Below are 20,401 nucleotides of genomic sequence, written 5' to 3'. Positions count from 1 at the left end.
GCCAGGATCAAACTCTCCAATAAAGTTAGTTTGTCTAGCATCTAAAAATAAAAATTGACGTTTCACGTTGTTTGTTTCGTTCAGTTTTCAAAGAACTACTTGGTCGCTCATTTGCGACTTCCTTATGTTAACATCTTCGTTAGTTAATGTCAACTAAGTTTTTCAATTTCTTTTTTATCGTCTTCTGCGTTACTGCATCAGCGACGGTTATTAATTTATCATATAACAACCATTAACGTCAACACTTTTTAATAAAAAGTTCTTTTCCTTACATAACGCATACATTCTTCTGCATTTGCGACTCTTCGAAACAAACAAAAAATGATTTTATATCTTTCTTCCATCGCCTTTTTTACAACGTCATGAATACGTTCATCTTCAAAATCAAATAAAAGTTCTTCTAACTCTCTCTTCAATATGTATTCCATTTCTTTTTTCTCTTCTTTCGTTAACATAAACCCAAGCAAATCATCACCTCAATCATTTCCTACAAAGCAATAAACGTTTCGCTCATTTTCACTTATCAAAATCCTATCATTCATTATATCCACTGCTTACGATATTAATCCTTTGTTCTCTTTTTAATATTTAAAGCATATATGTAACTGAAAAGGATTGGACAAAGGGGCGTAATATTATGTTTTTCTTTTTTATTACGAGTAAACGAGCTTTTAAACACATTAGCTTAATAGTGATACTTTCCTTATTTACAGCATGGCTTCTCTTTTTAAAAACATATTCACACGAATCTGCTTTTTCAACTGCTACAGGACCTAAAATTATTTACAAAGGAGACACCTCTAAAAAACAAGTTGCATTCACGTTTGATATTAGTTGGGGAGACAAAAAAGCAATTCCAATCCTTAATACACTTAAAGAAAAAGACATTAAGAATGCAACCTTCTTCCTTTCTGCTGCATGGGCAGAAAGACACCCTGATGTAGTTGAACGCATCATAAAAGATGGACATGAAATCGGTAGTATGGGTTATAACTACACGTCCTATACTTCTCTAGAGACAAATGAAATACGAAGAGATCTTTTACGAGCACAAGATGTTTTTACAAAACTCGGTGTGAAACAAGTCAAGCTATTGCGTCCACCTAGTGGAGACTTTAACAAAGCAACACTAAAAATAGCAGAATCACTCGGATACACTGTCGTTCATTGGAGTAATAACTCAAACGATTGGAAAAACCCTGGTGTAAACAATATCGTTTCCACCGTCTCTAATAATTTAAAAGGTGGAGATATCGTCTTATTACACGCATCCGATTCTGCCCTTCAAACAAATAAAGCTTTACCACTGCTTCTACAAAAATTAAAGAGTGACGGATATGAGCAAATATCCGTATCACAACTTATTTCCAACACAAGTACGAAAAGTAAAGATGTACAGTAAATCTTTTCTATTGTGCCTTCACGCATAAAAAGCTCTACTACCTTTCATTCAGGTAATAGAGCTTTTTTTCATTCGTACAAGCTCTCTTATATTAGGCCGACTTACTCCTCTTTCCAATTAAACGATGTAATATAAGTAACTGATATGCATTACATAATAAAAGTGGTATCACCATTAAATATAACCAGTCTGTATCATTAATTCGAAGAGCTGGTACCCACTCAAGAATTGTTACCACAACCATAAAGAACAAAGCGGGCACAAATGCCTTTTTATTTGTTTCCTTACTTTTTATGTAAGCAACAATGGCCCCGAACACAAATAACACACCAGCAACAAGTATGTTATTCCCTAATGAAACTTCTCCATTTGCAATCAGTACGGATCTTAAATACACGAAATCAAATAAAACGAATGCAATAAAGAAGAGCTGGACTGCATTCCATAAAGAAGGTGAACGGAACATACCTAATCCAAAACGATGGATTGTTAAATAAGCAAAGAATCCCATTTGACTTATAACACTAAAAATAAATCCTACACCCATCAACCAAAAGGAAACTGCTAGAATTTCCTTTCCGTCGAAATTTTGAAAAAATTTAGCGTACTTGTCCCACTCCAAAACGAAACCAAGTATGACCGTACTAATCCCACCAAGAAACAACGTCGTAAAAAATAGTCGTACCCACTTGCGGCTATTCACAACACATCCCCCATTATCCTTATATTTCTAATTAAATTGTATCAATGACAATTTCAAAAAGCTAGCCATGTTCATGTATAAATTCCTTAAAGATATTTATATTAAAAAGAGAGAACTGTGCTGAAAGGAGTTCCAACTTATGAAACGGATGCTGCTCGTTTTGACTTCTTCTTTTCTATTCCTCGCACTTGTAGCATGTGCACAAGGAAAAGAAGCAAAGTCCGAACTTGATTACGATCAAACGAAGAAAATGATTGTCGATATTTTAAAAACCGATCAAGGTAAGAAAGCCATTCAAGATGTGTTAACTGATGAAAAAATGAAACAAGCACTCATACTAGATGAAACAGTAGTAAAGAAAACGATTGAAGATGCAATGGTATCCGACAAAGGGCAACAATTCTGGGAAAAGCTCTTTAAAGACCCTGAGTTCTCATCGAAATTTGCTAAAAGTATGGGGAAAGAACAAACAACCTTAATGAAAACATTACTAAAAGACCCTGAATACCAAGCAGGTGTTATAGAAATTATGAAAAACCCTGAAGTAGAAAAAATGATGTTACAAACGATGAAGAGCAAAGAATACCGTCAATACTTACAACAAGTACTAACAGAAACTGCTGAAAGTCCACTCTTCCAAGCTAAGATGATTGATATTATTAGTAAAGGTGTACAAAAGGCCGAAAAAAGTGGATCTGATAAAAAAGAAGCAGGTGGTGAAGGTAGTTCCCAAGACGGTAAAAAGGAACAGCAGTAAAAATAATAACGATAATAATGAGTGGACAATATATGTATCGTCCACTCATTATTATTTTATTTTTGTGCGACAGCTATTTTATCAATTACTGTCTCAGCTATCGTGCGATAAATAAGACCTGTCGTATGTGTATCTTCATATACTGATGGCGCAAAGTCTTCTTTATTCCAATCAGGTTGTTGAAGTGGGATTCGGCCAAGTACTTCTGTTTGAAGTTCTGTAGCTAATTTATCTCCTCCCCCTCTTCCAAACACATATTCTTTTTCACCAGTTGTTTTACTTTCAAAATACGCCATATTTTCAACAACACCAAGAATACTATGTTCTGTACGTAAAGCCATGGCTCCAGCACGTGCTGCTACAAATGCCGCTGTTGGATGTGGCGTTGTTACAATAATCTCTTTACAAGCCGGCAACATCGAATGTAAGTCTAGCGCAACATCACCTGTACCCGGTGGTAAATCTAAAACTAAATAGTCTAAATCGCCCCATTCTACTTCTGTAAAGAAGTGATTTAACATTTTCCCAAGCATAGGCCCTCTCCAAATAACCGGTGCATTATCTTCTACAAAGAACCCCATTGAGATTACCTTTACACCTAGACGCTCCACTGGAATAATTTTATCCCCCCTTACAACAGGACGTTTTTCTATCCCCATCATATCCGGTACGCTAAAACCGTAAATATCAGCGTCAATGATACCAACCTTTTTCCCTAGACGAGCTAGAGCAATAGCAAGGTTAACAGAAACTGTTGATTTCCCTACCCCACCTTTTCCACTCGCCACTGCTAAAAATGTTGTTTTTGAATTTGGTGACAATAAAGATTCAGCTTGCTCTTCTTCTTGTTCCGGTGCAAACTGAGCTAATTCTTCTTCTGTAAATTCTGCAAAGCGAAGCCCTACTGTTGCTGCTCCTAATTCTTTTACTAACTTTACAATTCCAGATTGCAATTGCATTTGTTCCGCTGTACCGGTTTTTACGATTGCAATTTTAACACTTACATGTTCCTTCTCAGGCTTAACTGTTACCTCTTTAATTGCCCCTGTTTCTTTTAACGTTTTATGTAAAAACGGATCTACAACCCCTTCTAACGCTTCCACTACTTGCTCTTTCGTTACCATGATTAGCCCCCTGTATGAAAAATAACGTAATGTTAATTGAATTTATCTCTCTTTATTTTTTAAATAAATGCGTTTACATTTCCAGTATAACATATTTTCGGAAAACTTCGTTAATGAGAGAAACTCAAAAAATCCTCCTTATTCTGGAGGATTTCCTTTTTCCGTAAAATAGCGTAATATACCACGATATACTGCAGCCGCTACCTTTTGCTGATATTTCTCCGAATTTAACATATACCTTTCGTTTACATTCGATAAAAAGCCAGCTTCAATTAAAGCACCTGGTGTTTTCGCATACTTTAATAAATACACATGAGAAATCGTTTTAGCAGAACGATTCGTATTCTCTAAACTCGTTCTCAATTCAGCTTGTATAAATTTCGCAGCACGTTCATTTTCAATCGAAGAACGGTAATAGAACGTTTGTGCGCCTTTCGATCCACTACTAGTTAAAGCATTTAAATGAATACTCGCAAAAAAGTCTACATCAGGTTTATTAATAATCTCTACACGCTTTTTTAAATCCTCTGCTTTACGTCTACTATATGATTTTGTATCTTTCTGAGCTAAATCATAATCTCCCTCACGTGTTAAAATAACTAGTGCACCTTGTTCTTGTAAATAATCTTGTACCTTCTTTGTAATCTCAAGCGTAATATCTTTTTCTATAATATCGTTTCCACCAACAGCCCCTCCGTCTGGCCCACCATGCCCAGCATCTAATACAATCACTTTCCCCGATAAGGGTAAATTCCACGCTCGCCACGATTTTGTAATTTGAAATTCTTGTTTGACTAAAAAAAACAAAACAACCGCAGCGAGTGCAAAAGAGATAATTCGAATTCTCTTCATACCTTTCCTCCTCCAGCTAGTCCCTCTAATTACTTATATGGGACAAGAGGAAAGTTTATGCTTGTCTTAATGAAGCTTTAATCGATATCTTCTCTCACCTTTTTCATATCCTTCCTGCCACCATAAACCAATAAACTGCTGACAAGATTCAAAAAGTAATTCCTCATCTTGTAACTTAATTTCCCTCATAGTCATGCTCGTTAAAAATTGAAATAGTGTTTCCGTTAATTGTTGCTCTTCTTCTAAGGCTCTATATTTCACATCAAAGAATGATTCACCATAATAACCAAACTTACTGTATCTTGCTCCTAATAAATACGATTCTATCCCTAATTCAATACAGTAATCTTCATACTGACGATGAAGTTCCTGCATCTGAAAGGCATCTCTAATATTTGAACGTAATGTTTTTAATGATAATTCTCGCAGCATCTTCCGTTCATATTTCAACTGCTTTTCTTTTTGTTTTTCTTGTAAGCTGACAATGACATTCATAGTACTTATAAACCTCCCTAATACGTATTAGTCTAAACTTCTAAAGAAGAAGCATACGCGAGAGGATAGGACTAAAATATTCCAAACTACAAAAATTCCAATAGAGGAATGAAACATAAAAAAACCCCAACCAAAATGGTTGGGGTTTGTAGTTCGCAAAAATTAACGTTTTGAGAACTGAGGTGCACGACGTGCGCCTTTAAGACCGTATTTTTTACGCTCTTTCATACGTGCGTCACGAGTTAATAGACCTGCACGTTTTAATGTTAGACGGTATTCTGGATCAGCTTTTAATAAAGCGCGAGAAATACCGTGACGAATAGCACCAGCTTGACCAGTGTATCCACCACCATTTACGTTTACAAGTACATCGTAGTTACCTAAAGTTTCTGTTGCAACTAGAGGTTGTTTCACTACTTCACGTAATGCAGCAAATGGGATATAGTTTTCAAAATCACGACCGTTAATGATAACGCGTCCTTCGCCTGGAACTAGGCGTACGCGCGCTACTGAACTCTTACGACGTCCAGTGCCATAGTATTGAACCTGTGCCAAAGTAAGCCCTCCTTTAATTGATTATCCGCGAAGTTCGTAAACTTCTGGTTTTTGTGCTTGGTGTGGATGCTCTGCTCCAGCATACACGTTTAATTTCTTAGATACTTGACGTCCTAAACGTCCTTTTGGAAGCATCCCTTTAATTGCAAGCTCTAACATTTGTACAGGGTAGTTTGTACGCATTTCTAGAGCTGTTCTTTGCTTAAGTCCACCTGGGTGGTTAGTGTGACGGTAGTAAATTTTATCGTTTAATTTATTACCTGTTAAATGAATTTTCTCAGCGTTAATAATAATTACATGATCACCCGTGTCAACGTGTGGTGTAAATGTAGGTTTGTTTTTACCGCGTAAAATAGATGCTACTTCAGTAGATAGGCGACCTAAAGTTTGACCTTCAGCATCAACCACATACCATTTACGCTCAACTTCGTTAGCTTTTGCCATAAAAGTCGTACGCATGTGTTTCCCTCCTCGTTATCTTTTCCATAGAAAAAATCTATTGTTTATCTTAAACACGATTTCCTTCCGGGGCTAATCGTGGTTTTAGAAACAATACCATATGTTATGATATACTTTTGAGTTTCTAATGTCAAGCAAATGTTACACCAGGATTAGTTGTTATAGTTTACCTGCCATAAGTAAAGTCCATGACCAGGAGCCATCTTTCCAGCAAACTGACGATTTTGTTTCGCTAGAATCTCTGGAATGCTATCTGGATCAAGCTTTCCTTGCCCTACGCTCAGTAACGTACCAACAATAATTCTGACCATATTATATAAAAATCCATTACCTACAAAGCGAAAAATTAATTCATCGTCTTGCTCGATTAGCTCAATTTCATAAATTGTTCTCACTTTATCTTTTTTGTCAGTTTTTGCCGAACAAAAAGAAGTGAAATCATGCGTTCCAATAAAATAAGGGATCGCTTTTCTTATAGAGTTTATTTCGAGCGGATATGGATATTGATATACGTAATTTCTACGGAATACATCCGCAGTCTTTGATAATAACACACGATAACGATATTCTTTTCTCTCAACACCGTAACGCGCATGAAATTCTTCTGTTTTTTTCTCTACCTGTCTGATAACAATATCATCTGGCAACATTGTATTTAATGCATTACCCCATTGCCACTCTTCAAGAGACAACGGTGTATCAAAGTGTATAACTTGTCCTTTGGCGTGAACGGTAGAATCCGTTCTGCCCGATGCCTGAACACGAACAAGTTCTCCTTTATGCAATTTCTGCAAAGCTTTTTCAATCTCTTGTTGAACAGTACGATGCTGCGGCTGAATTTGATAACCACAAAAATGCATGCCATCATATGCAACCGTACATTTTATTCTATCCATTTCTCTATTCTCCATTACAATCGCACCCATGCCAAAATACAAGCTAAACAAAGTAAGCTTATAATCGTTACTGTATCGCTTGTTTTCCAGCGTAGTTGCCTAAATTTAGTACGTCCTTCGCCACTTTGATATCCACGAGCCTCCATAGCAATTGCTAAGTCTTCAGCACGCTTAAAAGCACTGATAAATAGAGGAACGAGTAGAGAGATAATAGCTTTCATCCTATCTTTTATCGGCCCTCCTGCGAAATCAATACCACGTGACGATTGTGCCTTCATTATTTTACTCGTTTCGTCCATTAATGTTGGAATAAAACGAAGAGAAATTGACATCATTAATGCGATTTCATGAACAGGAACTTTTATACGCTTCAACGGCTTTAATAACGTCTCCAAACCATCTGTAATCTCAATAGGCGTCGTCGTTAACGTTAATAATGTCGTCATTAAAATAATAACGAAGAATCGTATAGAAATGTATATCCCTTGCTCTAATCCTTTTTCATGTATCGAAAACCAACCAAGCTGGAATAGTACTTCCCCTTCTTTATTTGTAAAAATATGCAGGAAAAATGTAAAAAGAAAAATCCATAGAATTGGTTTTAAGCCCGAAAGTACATAACGAATCGGCACTTTTGCAAAAAATAAAGCAATGAGTGCATATAAAAATAAAAATCCATATGAAATCGCATTATTTGCTAAGAAAACAACAAATACATATAAAAAGACAATCAGCAGCTTCGTACGTGGATCAAGTTGATGAATAAGAGAATTCCCTGGAATATACCTTCCAATAATCAACTGCTGCATGATTCATGACCACCTTTTCGTAACACCTGCACAACTTCATGAGTAAGATCCTCTAAAGATAAGGTAGCCTTTGGGATTGAAATGCCAAACTTCTCTTCAATTGCACGTTTATACTTTAAAGACATAGGAAGATCCACGCCAATTTTCTCTAGTTCATCAGCATGTGAAAATACTTCCTCTGCACTTCCTTGCAAAAAGACCGTTCCTTTATGCATGACTACAATCTGCTCCGCATACTTAGCAGCATCCTCCATATTATGTGTTACTAGGATAACTGTAAGACCTTTTTCCTTATGTAGCTTATAAAACATCTCCATAAGTTCATTCTGCCCTTTTGGATCTAGCCCTGCTGTAGGTTCATCTAATACAAGCACTTCGGGTTCCATCGCCAATACGCCCGCTATCGCAACACGCCTCATTTGTCCACCACTTAACTCAAACGGTGAACGTGTTAACAGTTCTGGTTCTAACCCTACAAGTTCAATTGCCTCTCTTGCCTTTTGCTTCGCTTCTTCTACAGATACCCCAAAATTAGTAGGGCCGAAACAAATATCTTTCTCCACAGTCTCTTCAAACAACTGATGTTCTGGGAATTGAAAGACAACCCCTACCTTTTTACGTAGTGGCTTTAGCTTTTTTTCTTTCTTTCGTGCCGAAATGAAATGTTCACCAATTTGAACTGTGCCATTTGTCGGCTGCAATAAACCATTTAAATGTTGAATCATCGTCGACTTACCTGAACCAGTATGACCGATAATGGCATAATAGCCCCCACTTGGAAACGACACGTCTACATCATAAAGTGCGCGTCTTTCAAATGGAGTTTTATATTGATAACGATGTTCTACTTTTTGGAATATAATCTCCAAAGTTCGTTCACCAAGCTTTCCATTGTAAGATGCGTATTTTGCAAGAGAATTTCATTTCTTTTTAATAATTCTGCTATTTTCACTGAAAATGGTACATCTAATCCAATTTCTTGGAGCATATGAGAGGACTTGAAAATTTGCTCTGGAGTCCCTTCCTCTAATATTTCTCCCTTATTTAAAATAATGACACGGTCTGATTGTGCCGCTTCTTCTAAATCGTGCGTAATTGATAACACCGTAATACCTTTTTGATTAACAAGTTGTCTAACCGTTTCTACTACTTCACGTCTTCCTTGAGGATCTAGCATTGACGTTGCTTCATCTAATATCAAAATAGATGGCTGAAGTGCTAAAACGCCTGCTATCGCCACTCGCTGTTTTTGCCCACCAGATAACGAATGAGGTTCATCATTAAGAAAATCTTCCATACGGACAAGTTTGAGGGCCTGATCTAATCTTTCTACCATTTGCTCTCTTGGCATTCCGATATTCTCTAAGCCAAAAACAACGTCGTCTTGCACTGTCGTTCCAACAAATTGATTGTCTGGATTTTGAAATACCATCCCAATTTGTTTTCGAACATCCCATACTGTTTCCTCTGATAAAACCATTGTATCATTTACTGTAATAGTCCCTGCTTCCGGCAAAAACAAACCATTCAATAATTTTGCAAGTGTAGACTTCCCTGAACCGTTTTGTCCAATAACAGATACCCATTCTCCCTCATACAAAGAAAATGAAACATCTTTTAATGCATAAGTGGCTGCCCCAGGATATTGAAATGATATATTTTCTGTCCGAAGTTTCTCTTTTTTCAATACAAGGCACCCTTTCCTTCGCCAAGTTAGCCTATTTTTATATTTAAAAAAAAGGGCCATGACCAGTTTCTTGAAAAGAACTGTCCTGCCCTTTTAATTATCATTATACTAACTCGATAATTACCATTGGTGCTGCGTCTCCGCGACGTGGACCAATTTTTGCAATACGAGTGTATCCGCCTTGGCGCTCAGCATAGCGTGGAGCTACATCAGCGAATAATTTTTGAAGTGCATCTTGACCAGTCTCAGCGTTAGCTACTTCATTGCGAATGAAAGCTGCTGCTTGACGACGAGCATGAAGATCTCCGCGTTTACCTAAAGTGATCATTTTTTCCACTACAGAACGAAGTTCTTTTGCACGAGTTTCTGTCGTTTGGATGCGCTCGTTGATAATTAAATCAGTAGCTAAATCACGTAACATAGCTTTACGTTGCGCACTTGTACGGCCTAATTTTCTGTATGCCATTCGTAGTTCCCTCCTTTGTTGATGGGTTTAAATCCTCAGTCGTCTTTACGTAAACCTAAACCTAATTCCTCAAGTTTATGTTTAACTTCTTCTAAGGATTTACGTCCTAAGTTACGAACTTTCATCATATCTTCTTCTGTTTTGTTCGCAAGCTCTTGTACAGTATTAATTCCTGCACGTTTAAGGCAATTATAAGAACGAACAGAAAGATCTAGTTCCTCGATAGTCATCTCAAGAACTTTCTCTTTTTGATCTTCTTCCTTCTCAACCATAATCTCAGCATTTTGTGCTTCATCAGTTAAACCAACAAAGATATTTAAATGCTCAGTTAAGATTTTGGCACCTAAAGAGATAGCTTCTTTTGGCCCGATGCTTCCATCCGTCCATACATCAAGCGTAAGCTTATCATAATTAGCCACTTGTCCGACACGTGTCTTTTCCACTTGGTAAGTCACACGTGATACTGGAGTATAAATAGAATCAATAGGAATTACTCCTATTGGTTGATCTTCGCTTTTATTTGCATCAGCTGGCGTATACCCACGACCACGCTTTGCAGTTAAACGCATGCGGAAATGCGCATTTTTTGCTAACGTTGCAATGTGTAAATCTGGATTTAAGATTTCTACATCACTATCGTGAGTAATATCAGCAGCTGTGACAATACCTTCGCCCTGCACATCAATTTCCAACGTCTTCTCTTCTTCAGAGTAGATTTTAAGAGCTAACTTTTTCAAGTTTAAGATGATCGTCGTAACGTCTTCTACTACGCCCTCAACTGTTGAAAATTCATGTAATACGCCATCGATTTGGATAGCAGTAACAGCGGCACCAGGGAGTGAGGATAAAAGAATACGACGTAAGGAGTTACCCAAAGTAGTACCATATCCACGCTCAAGCGGTTCAATTACGAATTTACCATATTTAGCATCTTCGTTAAGTTCAACCGTTTCGATTTTCGGCTTTTCGATTTCAATCATTAACTAAACCCTCCTTCAAAACGTCGAAACCCCGGTTAAACAAAGGGATACCCCCTGTCTAACCGAAAGTCCCCCTTAGGCAGTTCCCGATTGTGCACAACAAGCGATGTTTCTGTACGAAATTTCTCGATAATGCATCATATCCATTATAGACAAAAGGGAAAATTCTATACAGAAAAATTACACACGACGACGTTTTGGTGGACGACATCCATTATGAGGAACTGGAGTAACATCTCTAATTGCTGTTACTTCTAGACCTGCAGCTTGAAGAGCACGAATTGCAGCTTCACGACCAGCACCAGGACCTTTAACAGTAACCTCTAAAGTTTTTAAACCGTGTTCCATTGCAACTTTAGCAGCAGCTTCAGCAGCCATTTGCGCAGCGAATGGAGTAGACTTACGAGATCCACGGAAACCAAGTGCACCAGCACTAGACCAAGAAAGTGCGTTACCATGAGTATCTGTAAGTGTTACGATTGTGTTGTTGAAAGTAGAACGAATATGAGCTATACCAGCTTCAATATTCTTTTTCACACGTTTTTTACGAGTGTTTGTTTTACGTGCCATTGTTAGTTCAACCTCCTTTACTTATTATTTCTTTTTATTTGCTACTGTACGACGTGGACCTTTACGTGTACGAGCATTGTTTTTAGAGTTTTGACCACGAACTGGTAAACCACGACGGTGACGAAGACCACGGTAAGAACCGATCTCCATTAGACGTTTAATGTTAAGAGATACTTCACGACGAAGGTCTCCCTCAACTTTAATACGATCGATGATATCACGGATACGTCCTAGTTCGTCTTCCGTTAAATCACGAACTCGTGTTTCTGAAGAAATACCAGCTTCAGTAAGAATTTTTTCAGCAGTTGTGCGACCAATGCCGAATACGTAAGTTAAAGAAATAACAACGCGTTTGTCTCGAGGAATATCTACACCTGCGATACGTGCCATTCTGAATGCACCTCCTTCTGATTAACCTTGTTTTTGTTTATGTTTAGGGTTTTCACAAATAACCATTACTTTTCCACGTCTACGAATAACTTTACATTTTTCGCAGATTGGTTTAACTGACGGTCTTACTTTCATGTCTCGAACCTCCTTAAAGATTACGGAGTGCTATATTATTTAAAACGGTACGTAATACGACCACGATTTAAATCGTACGGAGATAATTCTACCGTAACTTTGTCTCCTGGTAAAATACGAATGAAGTTCATACGGATTTTACCAGAAACGTGAGCCAATACGACATGCCCATTCTCTAATTCTACTTTGAACATAGCATTTGGCAACGTTTCAAGAACGGTACCTTCGACTTCAATTACATCATCTTTAGCCATTCAATAGTTCTCCCTTCTTCAAATCAGTAACATTTTACACTGCTCTGAAATCCCGGAGAGCCAGCTACTTATAAAGTGGTAAGGATTTCGTATCCTGCTTCTGTAAGAGCAATCGTGTGCTCAAAATGGGCACACCATTTACCATCTACCGTTACCACTGTCCAGTCATCAGATAGTGTTTTTACATATCGTCTTCCTTGATTCACCATCGGCTCAACACAGATGACCATTCCCGGCTTTAATCTAGGGCCTCTATTTGGTGGACCATAGTGCGGGATTTGAGGGTCCTCATGTAAGTCTTGCCCGATTCCGTGACCAACATACTCCCTAACGATCGAGAACCCATTCTCTTCAGCATGGGTTTGAACCGCATGTGAGATATTTGATAATCTTTCGCCTGGTTTTACTTGTTCTAGACCAAGATACAACGATTTTTCTGTGACATCAAGTAGCTTTTGAACAGATTCAGAAATGCTTCCAACTGGATACGTCCATGCAGAATCGCCATGGTACCCATTGTATTTCGCACCAATATCGATACTGATGATATCGCCCTCTTTGAGCTTGCGCTTCCCTGGAATTCCGTGTACAAGCTCTTCATTTACAGAAGCACAAATGCTCCCCGGAAATCCGTTGTATCCTTTAAAAGATGGCGTAGCACCATATTTTTGAATCGTCTTTTCCGCTATTTGATCGAGCTCTTTCGTTGTAATTCCTGGAGTAATGTGCTGTTTCAACTCTTGATGAGTTAAAGCAACGATCCTGCCAGCTTCTCGCATGATTTCTATCTCGCGAGGAGTTTTGCAGATTATCATTACGCTAAGCCTCCGATGAGAACATCGATATCAGCAAATACTTTATTGATATCTTGCTCACCATTAATGCTTTGTAGGTAACCAAGCTCCTCGTAGAAATCAAGCAAAGGTTTTGTTTGCTTAATATTTACATCTAAACGATTTGCTACAGTTTCTTCATTGTCATCAGAGCGTTGATATAATTCGCCACCACATTTATCGCAAACGTCAGCTTTTGCTGGCGCATTGAATTCTAAGTGGTAAGTCGCACCGCACTCTTTACAAATGCGACGGCCTGTAAGGCGTTTTAATAACAACCCTGAATCCACATTAATGTTTAAAACATAGTCGATTTTTTTGCCAAGATCTTTCATAATCTCTTCAAGAGCTGATGCTTGTGCAACAGTTCGTGGGAAACCGTCTAGTAAGAAACCTCTTACGCAGTCTTCTTGACTTAAACGTTCACGAACGATTCCGATTGTAACTTCATCTGGAACAAGTGCACCTTTATCAATAAAAGATTTTGCTTGTAAACCCATTTCAGTTTCAGCCTTCATAGCTGCACGGAACATATCTCCTGTTGAAATGTGAGGGATGTTATACTTGGCAACAATCTGTTCGGCTTGTGTACCTTTACCAGCACCAGGAAGCCCCATTAAAATTAAGTTCATCCTTGTTCCCCCTCAGAGTACATGAGCATGTAGGGAAGACAATTCTTCCCACTTACTCACTGCTTGATAAACCCTTTGTAATGGCGTTTTACCAGTTGGCTTTCTAGCTGCTTCATTGTTTCTAAAGCAACGCCGACAACGATTAACATACTCGTTCCACCAATCTGTGCAGATGGAGGAAGATTTCCCAGTTTCGTAAAGATAACTGGTAAGATTGCAATCGCTGCTAGGAAAATTGATCCTACAAAGGTCAAACGATACAAGATTTTTGTTAGATATTGTTCCGTATTCTTACCCGGACGAATACCTGGAACATATCCACCTTGTTTGTTTAGATTCTCTGACATTTGCTCTGGATTAACCTGAACAAACGCATAGAAATATGTGAAGGCTACAATGAGCGCAACATATATGATCATTCCCACTGGGTGAGAATAGTTAAAGTTTGCAATGATCCACTGCGATACATCATGATTCGGGAAGAACTGTGCAATAGTTGGAGGCGTAATTAAGAATGAAACAGCAAAAATGACTGGAATAACACCTGCACTATTTACCTTAAGCGGTAAATGTGTGTTTTGTGCTCCAGCATGATTCCCATTCCCTCCTGTTACACGCTTCGCATATTGAATTGGGATCTTTCTAACAGCCTGTTGAATGAAAATAACACCAACAATAACCGCTAGCACAGCTAGTAAGATCAATGCAACTTTAACGATACTCATGAACAATTGATCTCCGATATTTTGAAACTGTTGTTGATACACTTGAGATATAACACTTGGGATCGCTGCGGCAATACCTCCAAAGATAAGGATGGAAATACCATTACCTACACCTTTAGATGTAATCTGTTCGCCTAACCACATTAAAAATGCAGTACCAGCAGTCAGTACCGTAGCAATGTATAAATAAGTGCTCCAACCAGGATTCAAAATTAATTGTCCACCTACCATACCGTTAAAACCGATTGACATACCAAACCCCTGAATAAACGCAAGAACAATTGTAAAGTAACGCGTAAATTGCGTTAGTTTACGACGGCCCATTTCACCTTGCTTCGACCATTCCGAAAATTTAGGAACAACATCCATCTGCAATAATTGCACGATGATGGATGCTGTAATATACGGCATGATTCCCATCGCGAAGATGGAGAAGTTTTTCAAGGCGCCACCGCCAAATGTATTTAGGATACCTAAGGCATTTAATTGATCTTGTGCTTTCAGTACGTCTCCATTTGTAAATGGCACTGGGATAAACGTGCCAATCCTGAATACGATTAACATCGCTAAAGTGAATAATATTTTACGTCTTATCTCAGCAACGCGCATAAAGTTGGAGATTGTACGAAACATTAGATCACCTCAACTGATCCGCCAGCTGCTTCAATTGCTTCTTTAGCACTTGAAGAGAACTTGTGCGCTTTAACAGTTAGTTTTTTCTCTACTGCGCCGCTTGCAAGAATTTTAACACCGTCGTTTAACTTGCTGATAACGCCAGTTTCCAGCAATAATTCAGGTGTTACTTCTGTACCATCTTCAAAACGATTTAACGTTGATAAGTTTACAATAGTAAACTCTTTACGGTTAATGTTTGTGAAGCCGCGTTTTGGTAAACGACGGAATAATGGAGTTTGACCACCTTCGAAGCCAAGACGAACACCGCCACCAGAACGTGCGTTTTGTCCTTTATGACCTTTACCAGCAGTTTTACCGTTACCAGAACCGATACCACGACCGACACGGTTACGTACTTTACGAGAACCTTCTGCAGGTTTTAATTCATGAAGTTTCATTCCCAGGCACCTCCTTATATTAATGAGTTATCCTTAAGCTTCTTTTACAGTTATAAGGTGAGAAACTTTGTTGATCATACCAAGAATAGCAGGAGTTTCTTCCTTAACTACAGTTGAATTCAACTTTTTAAGACCTAAAGCTTCTACCGTCGCACGTTGATCTTGTGGACGACCAATTACACTACGAGTGAGGGTAATTTCTAACTTTTTCGCCATTTGTTTTCCCTCCTTAACCTAGTAGCTCTTCTACAGATTTACCGCGTAATTTTGCAACATCTTCAGCGCGCTTAAGTTCGCTTAATCCGTTCACAGTAGCGCGAATCATGTTGATTGGTGTGTTAGAACCAAGAGATTTCGAAAGAATATCTTGTACACCAGCTAATTCAAGTACCGCACGAACAGGTCCACCAGCAATAACACCAGTACCTTCAGCAGCAGGTTTTAAGAATACTTCACCAGCTCCAAAGTGACCGTTGATTGTGTGTGGAATTGTTGTACCAACTAATGGTACAGCGATTAAGTTTTTCTTAGCGTCTTCGATAGCTTTGCGGATTGCGTCTGGTACCTCTTGTGCTTTACCAGTACCGAATCCAACATGACCGTTTTTATCGCCAACTACAACTAGTGCAGCAAAGCGGAAACGACGACCACCCTTAACAACTTTCGCGACACGATTTATCGTAACTACACGTTCTTCAAGTTCTAATTTACTTGGGTCAATGCGATGCATCAATTTTCCCTCCTTTGACCATTAAAATTGTAATCCAGCCTCACGAGCAGCTTCAGCTAGAGCTTTAACACGGCCATGGTATAAGTAACCACCGCGATCGAATACTACTTCTTTAACGCCTTTCTCTACAGCACGCTTAGCAACTGATTCTCCTACTTTCGTAGCAGCTTCAGTATTGCTAGTACCGTTAAGAGCAAGGTCTTTATCAAGAGTAGATGCACTTACTAACGTTACACCATTCACATCATCAATAACTTGAGCGTAAATATGTTGGTTAGAACGGAACACGTTTAAACGTGGACGCTCTGCAGTACCAGTAAGTTTAGCACGTACACGTGCATGTCTTTTCTTACGAGTCGCATTTTTATCAGCTTTAGTGATCATTTTCTTGTCACTCCTTTCTCTCACCTAACGGGTTTACTTAGCAGTTTTACCTTCTTTACGACGAACAACTTCGCCTTCGTAACGAATACCTTTACCTTTATATGGCTCAGGAGCACGTACAGCACGGATGTTAGCAGCAAATTCGCCAACACGTTGCTTGTCGATACCTTTGATTACGATTTTAGTTGGTGCAGGTACTTCAACTTCAAGACCTGCTTCCGGAGTCATTTCTACTGGATGAGAATAACCTACGCTTAATACAAGTTTATCACCTTGTTTTTGAGCACGGTAACCTACACCGACTAATTCAAGTCCGCGTGCGAAACCTGCAGTTACACCTTCAACCATGTTTCCGATTAAAGCACGAGTTGTACCGTGTAATGCACGGTGGTCCTTCTGTTCAGATGGACGTTCAACTGTTAATGTATTCTCTTCAATTTTGATAAGCATATCAGCATTGAAAGTACGAGTTAATTCACCTTTAGGGCCTTTTACTGTTACAGTATTGTCTTCTGCAACTGTAATAGTAACACCTGCAGGGATTTCAAGAATCTTTTTACCAATACGAGACATGTGGTCACACCTCCGTTCGTTTTAAATATATATTACCAAACGTATGCTACTACTTCTCCACCAGTTTGTAATTGACGAGCGTCTTTGTCTGTCATTACTCCCTTAGATGTAGAAACAAGAGCGATACCTAATCCGTTAAGTACACGTGGTACTTCATCAGCTTTAGCGTAAACGCGTAAGCCAGGTTTACTGATACGTTTTAATCCAGTGATTACACGTTCATTGTTTGCACCATATTTCAGGAAAATACGAAGGATACCTTGTTTGTTATCCTCGATGTATTCTACATCACGAATGAAACCTTCACGTTTTAAAAGTTCAGCGATCTCTTTTTTGATTTTAGAAGCAGGAACCTCTAATTTCTCATGACGTACCATGTTCGCATTACGGATGCGAGTAAGCATGTCTGCAATTGGATCTGTCATCACCATGTGTTTTACCTCCTTCCCATTTGTGGGTTTTACCAACTAGCTTTTTTAACACCAGGAATTTGACCTTTATATGCAAGTTCACGGAAACAAATACGGCAAAGTTTAAATTTGCGGTATACAGAATGCGGACGACCGCAGCGTTCGCAACGTGTATACTCTTGTACTTTAAACTTAGGAGTACGCTTTTGTTTCGCTATCATAGATTTTTTAGCCACGTTTTCGCCTCCTCTACTTAGCGTTGGCTTCCATTATTTTTGGAATGGCATACCGAATTGTGTTAAAAGTTCACGAGCTTCTTCATCAGTTTTCGCTGTAGTAACGATTACGATGTCCATACCGCGGACTTTGCTTACTTTATCATAATCGATCTCAGGGAAGATAAGTTGCTCTTTAACACCTAATGTGTAGTTCCCACGACCATCGAATGATTTCTTAGAAACACCACGGAAATCACGTACACGTGGTAAAGAAACTGATACTAATTTGTCGAAGAACTCATACATTTGCTCGCCGCGTAAAGTTACTTTCGCACCGATTGGCATACCTTCACGAAGACGGAAACCAGCGATTGATTTTTTAGCACGAGTTACAACAGGTTTTTGACCTGCGATTTGTGTTAATTCTTCTACTGCATTGTCTAAAGCTTTTGAGTTAGATACCGCGTCACCAACACCAGTGTTGATTACGATCTTTTCGATTTTCGGTACTTCCATCACAGATTTATAGTTAAACTTGCTCACTAGAGCAGGAGTAATTTCCTTTTGGAACTTCTCTTTAAGGCGATTCAATGAAGTGACCTCCTTTCTTAAGAAAATTATTTATCTAATAATTCACCAGATTTTTTTGCAATACGAACTTTTTTACCATCTTCTACTTTGAAGCCTACGCGAGTAGGTTCACCTGTTTTAGGATCTAAAACCATAACGTTAGAAACGTGAATAGGTGCTTCTTTAGTAATAATTCCACCTTGTGGATTTAATTGAGATGGCTTAGAGTGTTTTTTAACGATGTTAACACCCTCAACGATAACACGGTTTTGCTTTGGGAAAGCCACAAGGATAACGCCTTGTTTTCCTTTGTCTTTACCAGTGATTACCTGTACTTTATCACCTTTTTTTACATGCATCTTAATTCTGCACCTCCTTAGCAAGGCAATACCTTAAATTATAGAACTTCTGGAGCTAAAGAAACGATCTTCATGAAGTTGCTATCACGTAATTCACGAGCTACTGGTCCGAAGATACGAGTACCACGTGGGCTCTTATCGTCTTTAATGATAACCGCTGCGTTTTCATCAAATTTGATGTAAGAACCGTCCGGACGACGAGCTCCGCTCTTCGTACGTACTACTACTGCTTTAACAACGTCACCTTTTTTAACAACGCCACCTGGTGTTGCTTGTTTTACCGTAGCAACGATAATATCACCGATGTTAGCATATTTACGACCAGAGCCGCCTAATACTTTAATTGTTAAAAGTTCACGTGCACCAGAGTTGTCAGCAACTTTCAAACGAGATTCTTGTTGGATCATCTTATGAAACCTCCCTTCGGACTAAAAATTCCGATTCATCTATTTAGATAATAACCGCTTCTTCAACGATTTCAACTAAACGGAAACGCTTAGTAGCAGAAAGCGGGCGAGTTTCCATGATTTTAACGATATCGCCAAGTTTCGCTTGGTTTTGCTCATCATGGGCTTTGTACTTCTTAGAATACTTAACACGCTTTCCGTACAAGGAATGAGTTTTGTAAGTTTCAACTAAAACTGTAATCGTTTTGTCCATTTTGTCAGACACAACACGACCAGTATAAACTTTGCGTTGGTTACGTTCGCTCACTATGCAAACCTCCCCTCAATTTATCGATTAATTCCGATCTCTCTTTCACGAACTACAGTTTTCATACGAGCAATTGCTTTACGCACTTCACGAATGCGAGTTGGATTCTCTAATTGTCCTGTAGCAAGTTGGAAGCGAAGATTGAACAATTCTTCCTTTAAAGCTTTAACTTTTGTTTCGATTTCGGCAGTGGTTAATTCACGAATATCATTAGTTTTCATTAGATTCACCACCATTTTCTTCACGTTTTACGAATTTACATTTCACAGGTAACTTGTGAGCTGCAAGACGTAATGCTTCGCGTGCTACCTCTTCAGATACACCCGCGATTTCGAACATAATTTTCCCAGGTTTTACTACTGCTACCCAGCCTTCTGGTGCCCCTTTACCGGAACCCATACGTACTTCTAGAGGTTTTGCAGTGTAAGGTTTAGAAGGGAAAATTTTAATCCATACTTTACCGCCACGTTTCATGTAACGAGTCATTGCACGACGAGCAGCTTCGATTTGACGGTTTGTAATCCATGAAGCAGCTTGTGCTTGTAAACCGAATTCACCGAAAGCAATTTCAGTTCCACCTTTTGCACGACCACGCATTTTACCACGATGCTCTCTACGATATTTTACGCGTTTTGGCATTAACATA

Annotated in this window: 35 protein-coding genes; 2 read left to right on the top strand and 33 right to left on the bottom strand. The window is 38.7% G+C overall.

Annotation, left to right across the window (positions count from 1 at the left end; all coding sequences use genetic code 11):
- Positions 1 to 248 precede the first annotated feature (248 nt).
- Complete coding sequence (locus tag ACXVYO_RS04770) at positions 249 to 467, bottom strand: hypothetical protein (RefSeq protein WP_000900298.1); 219 nt, start codon at positions 465 to 467, stop codon at positions 249 to 251.
- A 170-nt stretch (positions 468 to 637) separates the two neighbouring features.
- Here ACXVYO_RS04770 and pdaB point away from each other — a divergent pair, with 170 nt between their 5' ends.
- Positions 638 to 1,402, top strand: a complete 765-nt coding sequence (pdaB, locus tag ACXVYO_RS04765; protein WP_458466156.1) for a polysaccharide deacetylase family sporulation protein PdaB — start codon at positions 638 to 640, stop codon at positions 1,400 to 1,402.
- 91 nt (positions 1,403 to 1,493) lie between these two features.
- On the opposite strand, the gene kbaA is transcribed toward pdaB, so the two are convergent.
- Positions 1,494 to 2,105: a KinB signaling pathway activation protein KbaA gene (kbaA, locus tag ACXVYO_RS04760; protein ID WP_073519010.1), complete on the bottom strand. Its 612-nt coding sequence runs from the start codon at positions 2,103 to 2,105 to the stop codon at positions 1,494 to 1,496.
- A gap of 139 nt (positions 2,106 to 2,244) precedes the next feature.
- Here kbaA and gerD point away from each other — a divergent pair, with 139 nt between their 5' ends.
- Positions 2,245 to 2,862, top strand: a complete 618-nt coding sequence (gene gerD / locus ACXVYO_RS04755; protein ID WP_458466155.1) for a spore germination protein GerD — start codon at positions 2,245 to 2,247, stop codon at positions 2,860 to 2,862.
- A gap of 56 nt (positions 2,863 to 2,918) precedes the next feature.
- On the opposite strand, the gene ACXVYO_RS04750 is transcribed toward gerD, so the two are convergent.
- The 31 genes from ACXVYO_RS04750 to rplP all read right to left on the bottom strand — a co-directional run bounded on the left by ACXVYO_RS04750 (position 2,919) and on the right by rplP (position 20,400).
- A complete protein-coding gene (locus ACXVYO_RS04750) occupies positions 2,919 to 3,986 on the bottom strand; it encodes an Mrp/NBP35 family ATP-binding protein (protein WP_163096779.1) in 1,068 nt (355 codons plus the stop codon).
- A 138-nt stretch (positions 3,987 to 4,124) separates the two neighbouring features.
- Positions 4,125 to 4,838: an N-acetylmuramoyl-L-alanine amidase CwlD gene (cwlD, locus tag ACXVYO_RS04745; protein WP_458466154.1), complete on the bottom strand. Its 714-nt coding sequence runs from the start codon at positions 4,836 to 4,838 to the stop codon at positions 4,125 to 4,127.
- A gap of 66 nt (positions 4,839 to 4,904) precedes the next feature.
- A complete protein-coding gene (locus ACXVYO_RS04740) occupies positions 4,905 to 5,333 on the bottom strand; it encodes a YbaK family protein (protein WP_001101006.1) in 429 nt (142 codons plus the stop codon).
- Positions 5,334 to 5,495: 162 nt separating this feature from the next.
- Positions 5,496 to 5,888, bottom strand: coding sequence for a 30S ribosomal protein S9 (rpsI, locus tag ACXVYO_RS04735; RefSeq protein ID WP_000079986.1), 393 nt, complete (start codon positions 5,886 to 5,888; stop codon positions 5,496 to 5,498).
- Between the two features lie 21 nt (positions 5,889 to 5,909).
- On the bottom strand, positions 5,910 to 6,347 hold the full coding sequence (rplM, locus tag ACXVYO_RS04730; protein ID WP_001260795.1) for a 50S ribosomal protein L13: 438 nt from the start codon (positions 6,345 to 6,347) through the stop codon (positions 5,910 to 5,912).
- Between the two features lie 152 nt (positions 6,348 to 6,499).
- Positions 6,500 to 7,243, bottom strand: coding sequence for a tRNA pseudouridine(38-40) synthase TruA (truA, locus tag ACXVYO_RS04725; RefSeq protein ID WP_087955362.1), 744 nt, complete (start codon positions 7,241 to 7,243; stop codon positions 6,500 to 6,502).
- A gap of 14 nt (positions 7,244 to 7,257) precedes the next feature.
- A complete protein-coding gene (locus tag ACXVYO_RS04720; protein WP_458466153.1) occupies positions 7,258 to 8,052 on the bottom strand; it encodes an energy-coupling factor transporter transmembrane component T family protein in 795 nt (264 codons plus the stop codon).
- A complete protein-coding gene (locus ACXVYO_RS04715) occupies positions 8,040 to 8,921 on the bottom strand; it encodes an energy-coupling factor ABC transporter ATP-binding protein (protein WP_458466152.1) in 882 nt (293 codons plus the stop codon). The genes ACXVYO_RS04720 and ACXVYO_RS04715 overlap by 13 nt, the downstream gene beginning before the upstream one ends.
- A complete protein-coding gene (locus ACXVYO_RS04710) occupies positions 8,897 to 9,739 on the bottom strand; it encodes an energy-coupling factor ABC transporter ATP-binding protein (protein ID WP_458466151.1) in 843 nt (280 codons plus the stop codon). Before ACXVYO_RS04710 ends, ACXVYO_RS04715 begins: the two co-directional genes overlap by 25 nt.
- 103 nt (positions 9,740 to 9,842) lie before the next feature.
- On the bottom strand, positions 9,843 to 10,205 hold the full coding sequence (gene rplQ / locus ACXVYO_RS04705; protein WP_000331490.1) for a 50S ribosomal protein L17: 363 nt from the start codon (positions 10,203 to 10,205) through the stop codon (positions 9,843 to 9,845).
- 35 nt (positions 10,206 to 10,240) lie between these two features.
- A complete protein-coding gene (locus ACXVYO_RS04700) occupies positions 10,241 to 11,185 on the bottom strand; it encodes a DNA-directed RNA polymerase subunit alpha (RefSeq protein WP_000569644.1) in 945 nt (314 codons plus the stop codon).
- A gap of 180 nt (positions 11,186 to 11,365) precedes the next feature.
- Positions 11,366 to 11,755 (bottom strand): 30S ribosomal protein S11, encoded by a 390-nt coding sequence (gene rpsK / locus ACXVYO_RS04695; protein ID WP_000101797.1) that lies wholly within the window; start codon positions 11,753 to 11,755, stop codon positions 11,366 to 11,368.
- Between the two features lie 24 nt (positions 11,756 to 11,779).
- Positions 11,780 to 12,145: a 30S ribosomal protein S13 gene (rpsM, locus tag ACXVYO_RS04690; RefSeq protein WP_000090790.1), complete on the bottom strand. Its 366-nt coding sequence runs from the start codon at positions 12,143 to 12,145 to the stop codon at positions 11,780 to 11,782.
- A gap of 21 nt (positions 12,146 to 12,166) precedes the next feature.
- Positions 12,167 to 12,280: a 50S ribosomal protein L36 gene (rpmJ, locus tag ACXVYO_RS04685; RefSeq protein WP_000868344.1), complete on the bottom strand. Its 114-nt coding sequence runs from the start codon at positions 12,278 to 12,280 to the stop codon at positions 12,167 to 12,169.
- A 35-nt stretch (positions 12,281 to 12,315) separates the two neighbouring features.
- Positions 12,316 to 12,534: a translation initiation factor IF-1 gene (gene infA / locus ACXVYO_RS04680; RefSeq protein ID WP_001029884.1), complete on the bottom strand. Its 219-nt coding sequence runs from the start codon at positions 12,532 to 12,534 to the stop codon at positions 12,316 to 12,318.
- A gap of 68 nt (positions 12,535 to 12,602) precedes the next feature.
- Positions 12,603 to 13,349 carry a type I methionyl aminopeptidase gene (gene map / locus ACXVYO_RS04675; protein WP_000582541.1) on the bottom strand — a complete coding sequence of 249 codons (747 nt, stop codon included), beginning with the start codon at positions 13,347 to 13,349 and terminating at the stop codon, positions 12,603 to 12,605.
- Entirely contained in the window at positions 13,349 to 13,999 is a 651-nt protein-coding gene (locus tag ACXVYO_RS04670) for an adenylate kinase (RefSeq protein WP_001048992.1), read from the bottom strand. Before ACXVYO_RS04670 ends, map begins: the two co-directional genes overlap by 1 nt.
- A 56-nt stretch (positions 14,000 to 14,055) precedes the next feature.
- Positions 14,056 to 15,357: a preprotein translocase subunit SecY gene (gene secY, locus ACXVYO_RS04665; RefSeq protein ID WP_000490122.1), complete on the bottom strand. Its 1,302-nt coding sequence runs from the start codon at positions 15,355 to 15,357 to the stop codon at positions 14,056 to 14,058.
- Entirely contained in the window at positions 15,357 to 15,797 is a 441-nt protein-coding gene (rplO, locus tag ACXVYO_RS04660) for a 50S ribosomal protein L15 (protein WP_000766083.1), read from the bottom strand. Before rplO ends, secY begins: the two co-directional genes overlap by 1 nt.
- Before the next feature lie 33 nt (positions 15,798 to 15,830).
- Positions 15,831 to 16,013, bottom strand: coding sequence for a 50S ribosomal protein L30 (gene rpmD / locus ACXVYO_RS04655; protein ID WP_001085231.1), 183 nt, complete (start codon positions 16,011 to 16,013; stop codon positions 15,831 to 15,833).
- 13 nt (positions 16,014 to 16,026) lie between these two features.
- Positions 16,027 to 16,527: a 30S ribosomal protein S5 gene (gene rpsE / locus ACXVYO_RS04650; RefSeq protein ID WP_000554646.1), complete on the bottom strand. Its 501-nt coding sequence runs from the start codon at positions 16,525 to 16,527 to the stop codon at positions 16,027 to 16,029.
- Positions 16,528 to 16,548: 21 nt separating this feature from the next.
- Positions 16,549 to 16,911: a 50S ribosomal protein L18 gene (rplR, locus tag ACXVYO_RS04645; RefSeq protein ID WP_000628818.1), complete on the bottom strand. Its 363-nt coding sequence runs from the start codon at positions 16,909 to 16,911 to the stop codon at positions 16,549 to 16,551.
- 33 nt (positions 16,912 to 16,944) lie between these two features.
- Entirely contained in the window at positions 16,945 to 17,484 is a 540-nt protein-coding gene (rplF, locus tag ACXVYO_RS04640; RefSeq protein WP_000086555.1) for a 50S ribosomal protein L6, read from the bottom strand.
- A 32-nt stretch (positions 17,485 to 17,516) separates the two neighbouring features.
- On the bottom strand, positions 17,517 to 17,915 hold the full coding sequence (gene rpsH, locus ACXVYO_RS04635; RefSeq protein WP_000245511.1) for a 30S ribosomal protein S8: 399 nt from the start codon (positions 17,913 to 17,915) through the stop codon (positions 17,517 to 17,519).
- A 29-nt stretch (positions 17,916 to 17,944) separates the two neighbouring features.
- Positions 17,945 to 18,130, bottom strand: a complete 186-nt coding sequence (gene rpsN, locus ACXVYO_RS04630) for a 30S ribosomal protein S14 (RefSeq protein ID WP_001085700.1) — start codon at positions 18,128 to 18,130, stop codon at positions 17,945 to 17,947.
- A 33-nt stretch (positions 18,131 to 18,163) separates the two neighbouring features.
- Entirely contained in the window at positions 18,164 to 18,703 is a 540-nt protein-coding gene (gene rplE / locus ACXVYO_RS04625) for a 50S ribosomal protein L5 (protein ID WP_001080829.1), read from the bottom strand.
- Positions 18,704 to 18,729: 26 nt separating this feature from the next.
- Positions 18,730 to 19,041, bottom strand: a complete 312-nt coding sequence (gene rplX / locus ACXVYO_RS04620; protein ID WP_000558201.1) for a 50S ribosomal protein L24 — start codon at positions 19,039 to 19,041, stop codon at positions 18,730 to 18,732.
- Positions 19,042 to 19,079: 38 nt separating this feature from the next.
- Complete coding sequence (rplN, locus tag ACXVYO_RS04615; RefSeq protein WP_000615912.1) at positions 19,080 to 19,448, bottom strand: 50S ribosomal protein L14; 369 nt, start codon at positions 19,446 to 19,448, stop codon at positions 19,080 to 19,082.
- A gap of 43 nt (positions 19,449 to 19,491) precedes the next feature.
- Entirely contained in the window at positions 19,492 to 19,755 is a 264-nt protein-coding gene (rpsQ, locus tag ACXVYO_RS04610; RefSeq protein WP_000004106.1) for a 30S ribosomal protein S17, read from the bottom strand.
- 20 nt (positions 19,756 to 19,775) lie between these two features.
- Positions 19,776 to 19,976, bottom strand: coding sequence for a 50S ribosomal protein L29 (gene rpmC, locus ACXVYO_RS04605; RefSeq protein WP_000855718.1), 201 nt, complete (start codon positions 19,974 to 19,976; stop codon positions 19,776 to 19,778).
- Positions 19,966 to 20,400 carry a 50S ribosomal protein L16 gene (gene rplP, locus ACXVYO_RS04600; RefSeq protein ID WP_000928969.1) on the bottom strand — a complete coding sequence of 145 codons (435 nt, stop codon included), beginning with the start codon at positions 20,398 to 20,400 and terminating at the stop codon, positions 19,966 to 19,968. Before rplP ends, rpmC begins: the two co-directional genes overlap by 11 nt.
- Position 20,401: the final 1 nt, after the last annotated feature.

Source organism: Bacillus sp. BC08 (genome assembly GCF_054326875.1).
Note: the sequence above shows the minus strand (reverse complement) of the source record. Positions and strands in the feature narration are given on the sequence as shown.

Coding starts and splice junctions, on each gene's coding strand:
- ACXVYO_RS04720 (WP_458466153.1), bottom strand. CDS start 8,052: ATGCAGCAGTTGATTATTGGAAGGTATATTCCAGGGAATTCTCTTATT.
- rpsM (WP_000090790.1), bottom strand. CDS start 12,145: ATGGCACGTATCGCAGGTGTAGATATTCCTCGAGACAAACGCGTTGTT.
- rplX (WP_000558201.1), bottom strand. CDS start 19,041: ATGCATGTAAAAAAAGGTGATAAAGTACAGGTAATCACTGGTAAAGAC.
- map (WP_000582541.1), bottom strand. CDS start 13,349: ATGATAATCTGCAAAACTCCTCGCGAGATAGAAATCATGCGAGAAGCT.
- infA (WP_001029884.1), bottom strand. CDS start 12,534: ATGGCTAAAGATGATGTAATTGAAGTCGAAGGTACCGTTCTTGAAACG.
- rpsK (WP_000101797.1), bottom strand. CDS start 11,755: ATGGCACGTAAAACAAACACTCGTAAAAAACGTGTGAAAAAGAATATT.
- rplM (WP_001260795.1), bottom strand. CDS start 6,347: ATGCGTACGACTTTTATGGCAAAAGCTAACGAAGTTGAGCGTAAATGG.
- ACXVYO_RS04700 (WP_000569644.1), bottom strand. CDS start 11,185: ATGATTGAAATCGAAAAGCCGAAAATCGAAACGGTTGAACTTAACGAA.
- pdaB (WP_458466156.1), top strand. CDS start 638: ATGTTTTTCTTTTTTATTACGAGTAAACGAGCTTTTAAACACATTAGC.
- rplN (WP_000615912.1), bottom strand. CDS start 19,448: ATGATCCAACAAGAATCTCGTTTGAAAGTTGCTGACAACTCTGGTGCA.
- rpmJ (WP_000868344.1), bottom strand. CDS start 12,280: ATGAAAGTAAGACCGTCAGTTAAACCAATCTGCGAAAAATGTAAAGTT.
- rpmC (WP_000855718.1), bottom strand. CDS start 19,976: ATGAAAACTAATGATATTCGTGAATTAACCACTGCCGAAATCGAAACA.
- rplP (WP_000928969.1), bottom strand. CDS start 20,400: ATGTTAATGCCAAAACGCGTAAAATATCGTAGAGAGCATCGTGGTAAA.
- ACXVYO_RS04670 (WP_001048992.1), bottom strand. CDS start 13,999: ATGAACTTAATTTTAATGGGGCTTCCTGGTGCTGGTAAAGGTACACAA.
- rplF (WP_000086555.1), bottom strand. CDS start 17,484: ATGTCTCGTATTGGTAAAAAGATTCTTGAAATCCCTGCAGGTGTTACT.
- rplR (WP_000628818.1), bottom strand. CDS start 16,911: ATGATCACTAAAGCTGATAAAAATGCGACTCGTAAGAAAAGACATGCA.
- rpsE (WP_000554646.1), bottom strand. CDS start 16,527: ATGCATCGCATTGACCCAAGTAAATTAGAACTTGAAGAACGTGTAGTT.
- cwlD (WP_458466154.1), bottom strand. CDS start 4,838: ATGAAGAGAATTCGAATTATCTCTTTTGCACTCGCTGCGGTTGTTTTG.
- secY (WP_000490122.1), bottom strand. CDS start 15,357: ATGTTTCGTACAATCTCCAACTTTATGCGCGTTGCTGAGATAAGACGT.
- ACXVYO_RS04750 (WP_163096779.1), bottom strand. CDS start 3,986: ATGGTAACGAAAGAGCAAGTAGTGGAAGCGTTAGAAGGGGTTGTAGAT.
- ACXVYO_RS04740 (WP_001101006.1), bottom strand. CDS start 5,333: ATGAATGTCATTGTCAGCTTACAAGAAAAACAAAAAGAAAAGCAGTTG.
- truA (WP_087955362.1), bottom strand. CDS start 7,243: ATGGATAGAATAAAATGTACGGTTGCATATGATGGCATGCATTTTTGT.
- rplQ (WP_000331490.1), bottom strand. CDS start 10,205: ATGGCATACAGAAAATTAGGCCGTACAAGTGCGCAACGTAAAGCTATG.
- rpsH (WP_000245511.1), bottom strand. CDS start 17,915: ATGGTGATGACAGATCCAATTGCAGACATGCTTACTCGCATCCGTAAT.
- rpmD (WP_001085231.1), bottom strand. CDS start 16,013: ATGGCGAAAAAGTTAGAAATTACCCTCACTCGTAGTGTAATTGGTCGT.
- gerD (WP_458466155.1), top strand. CDS start 2,245: ATGAAACGGATGCTGCTCGTTTTGACTTCTTCTTTTCTATTCCTCGCA.
- rplO (WP_000766083.1), bottom strand. CDS start 15,797: ATGAAACTTCATGAATTAAAACCTGCAGAAGGTTCTCGTAAAGTACGT.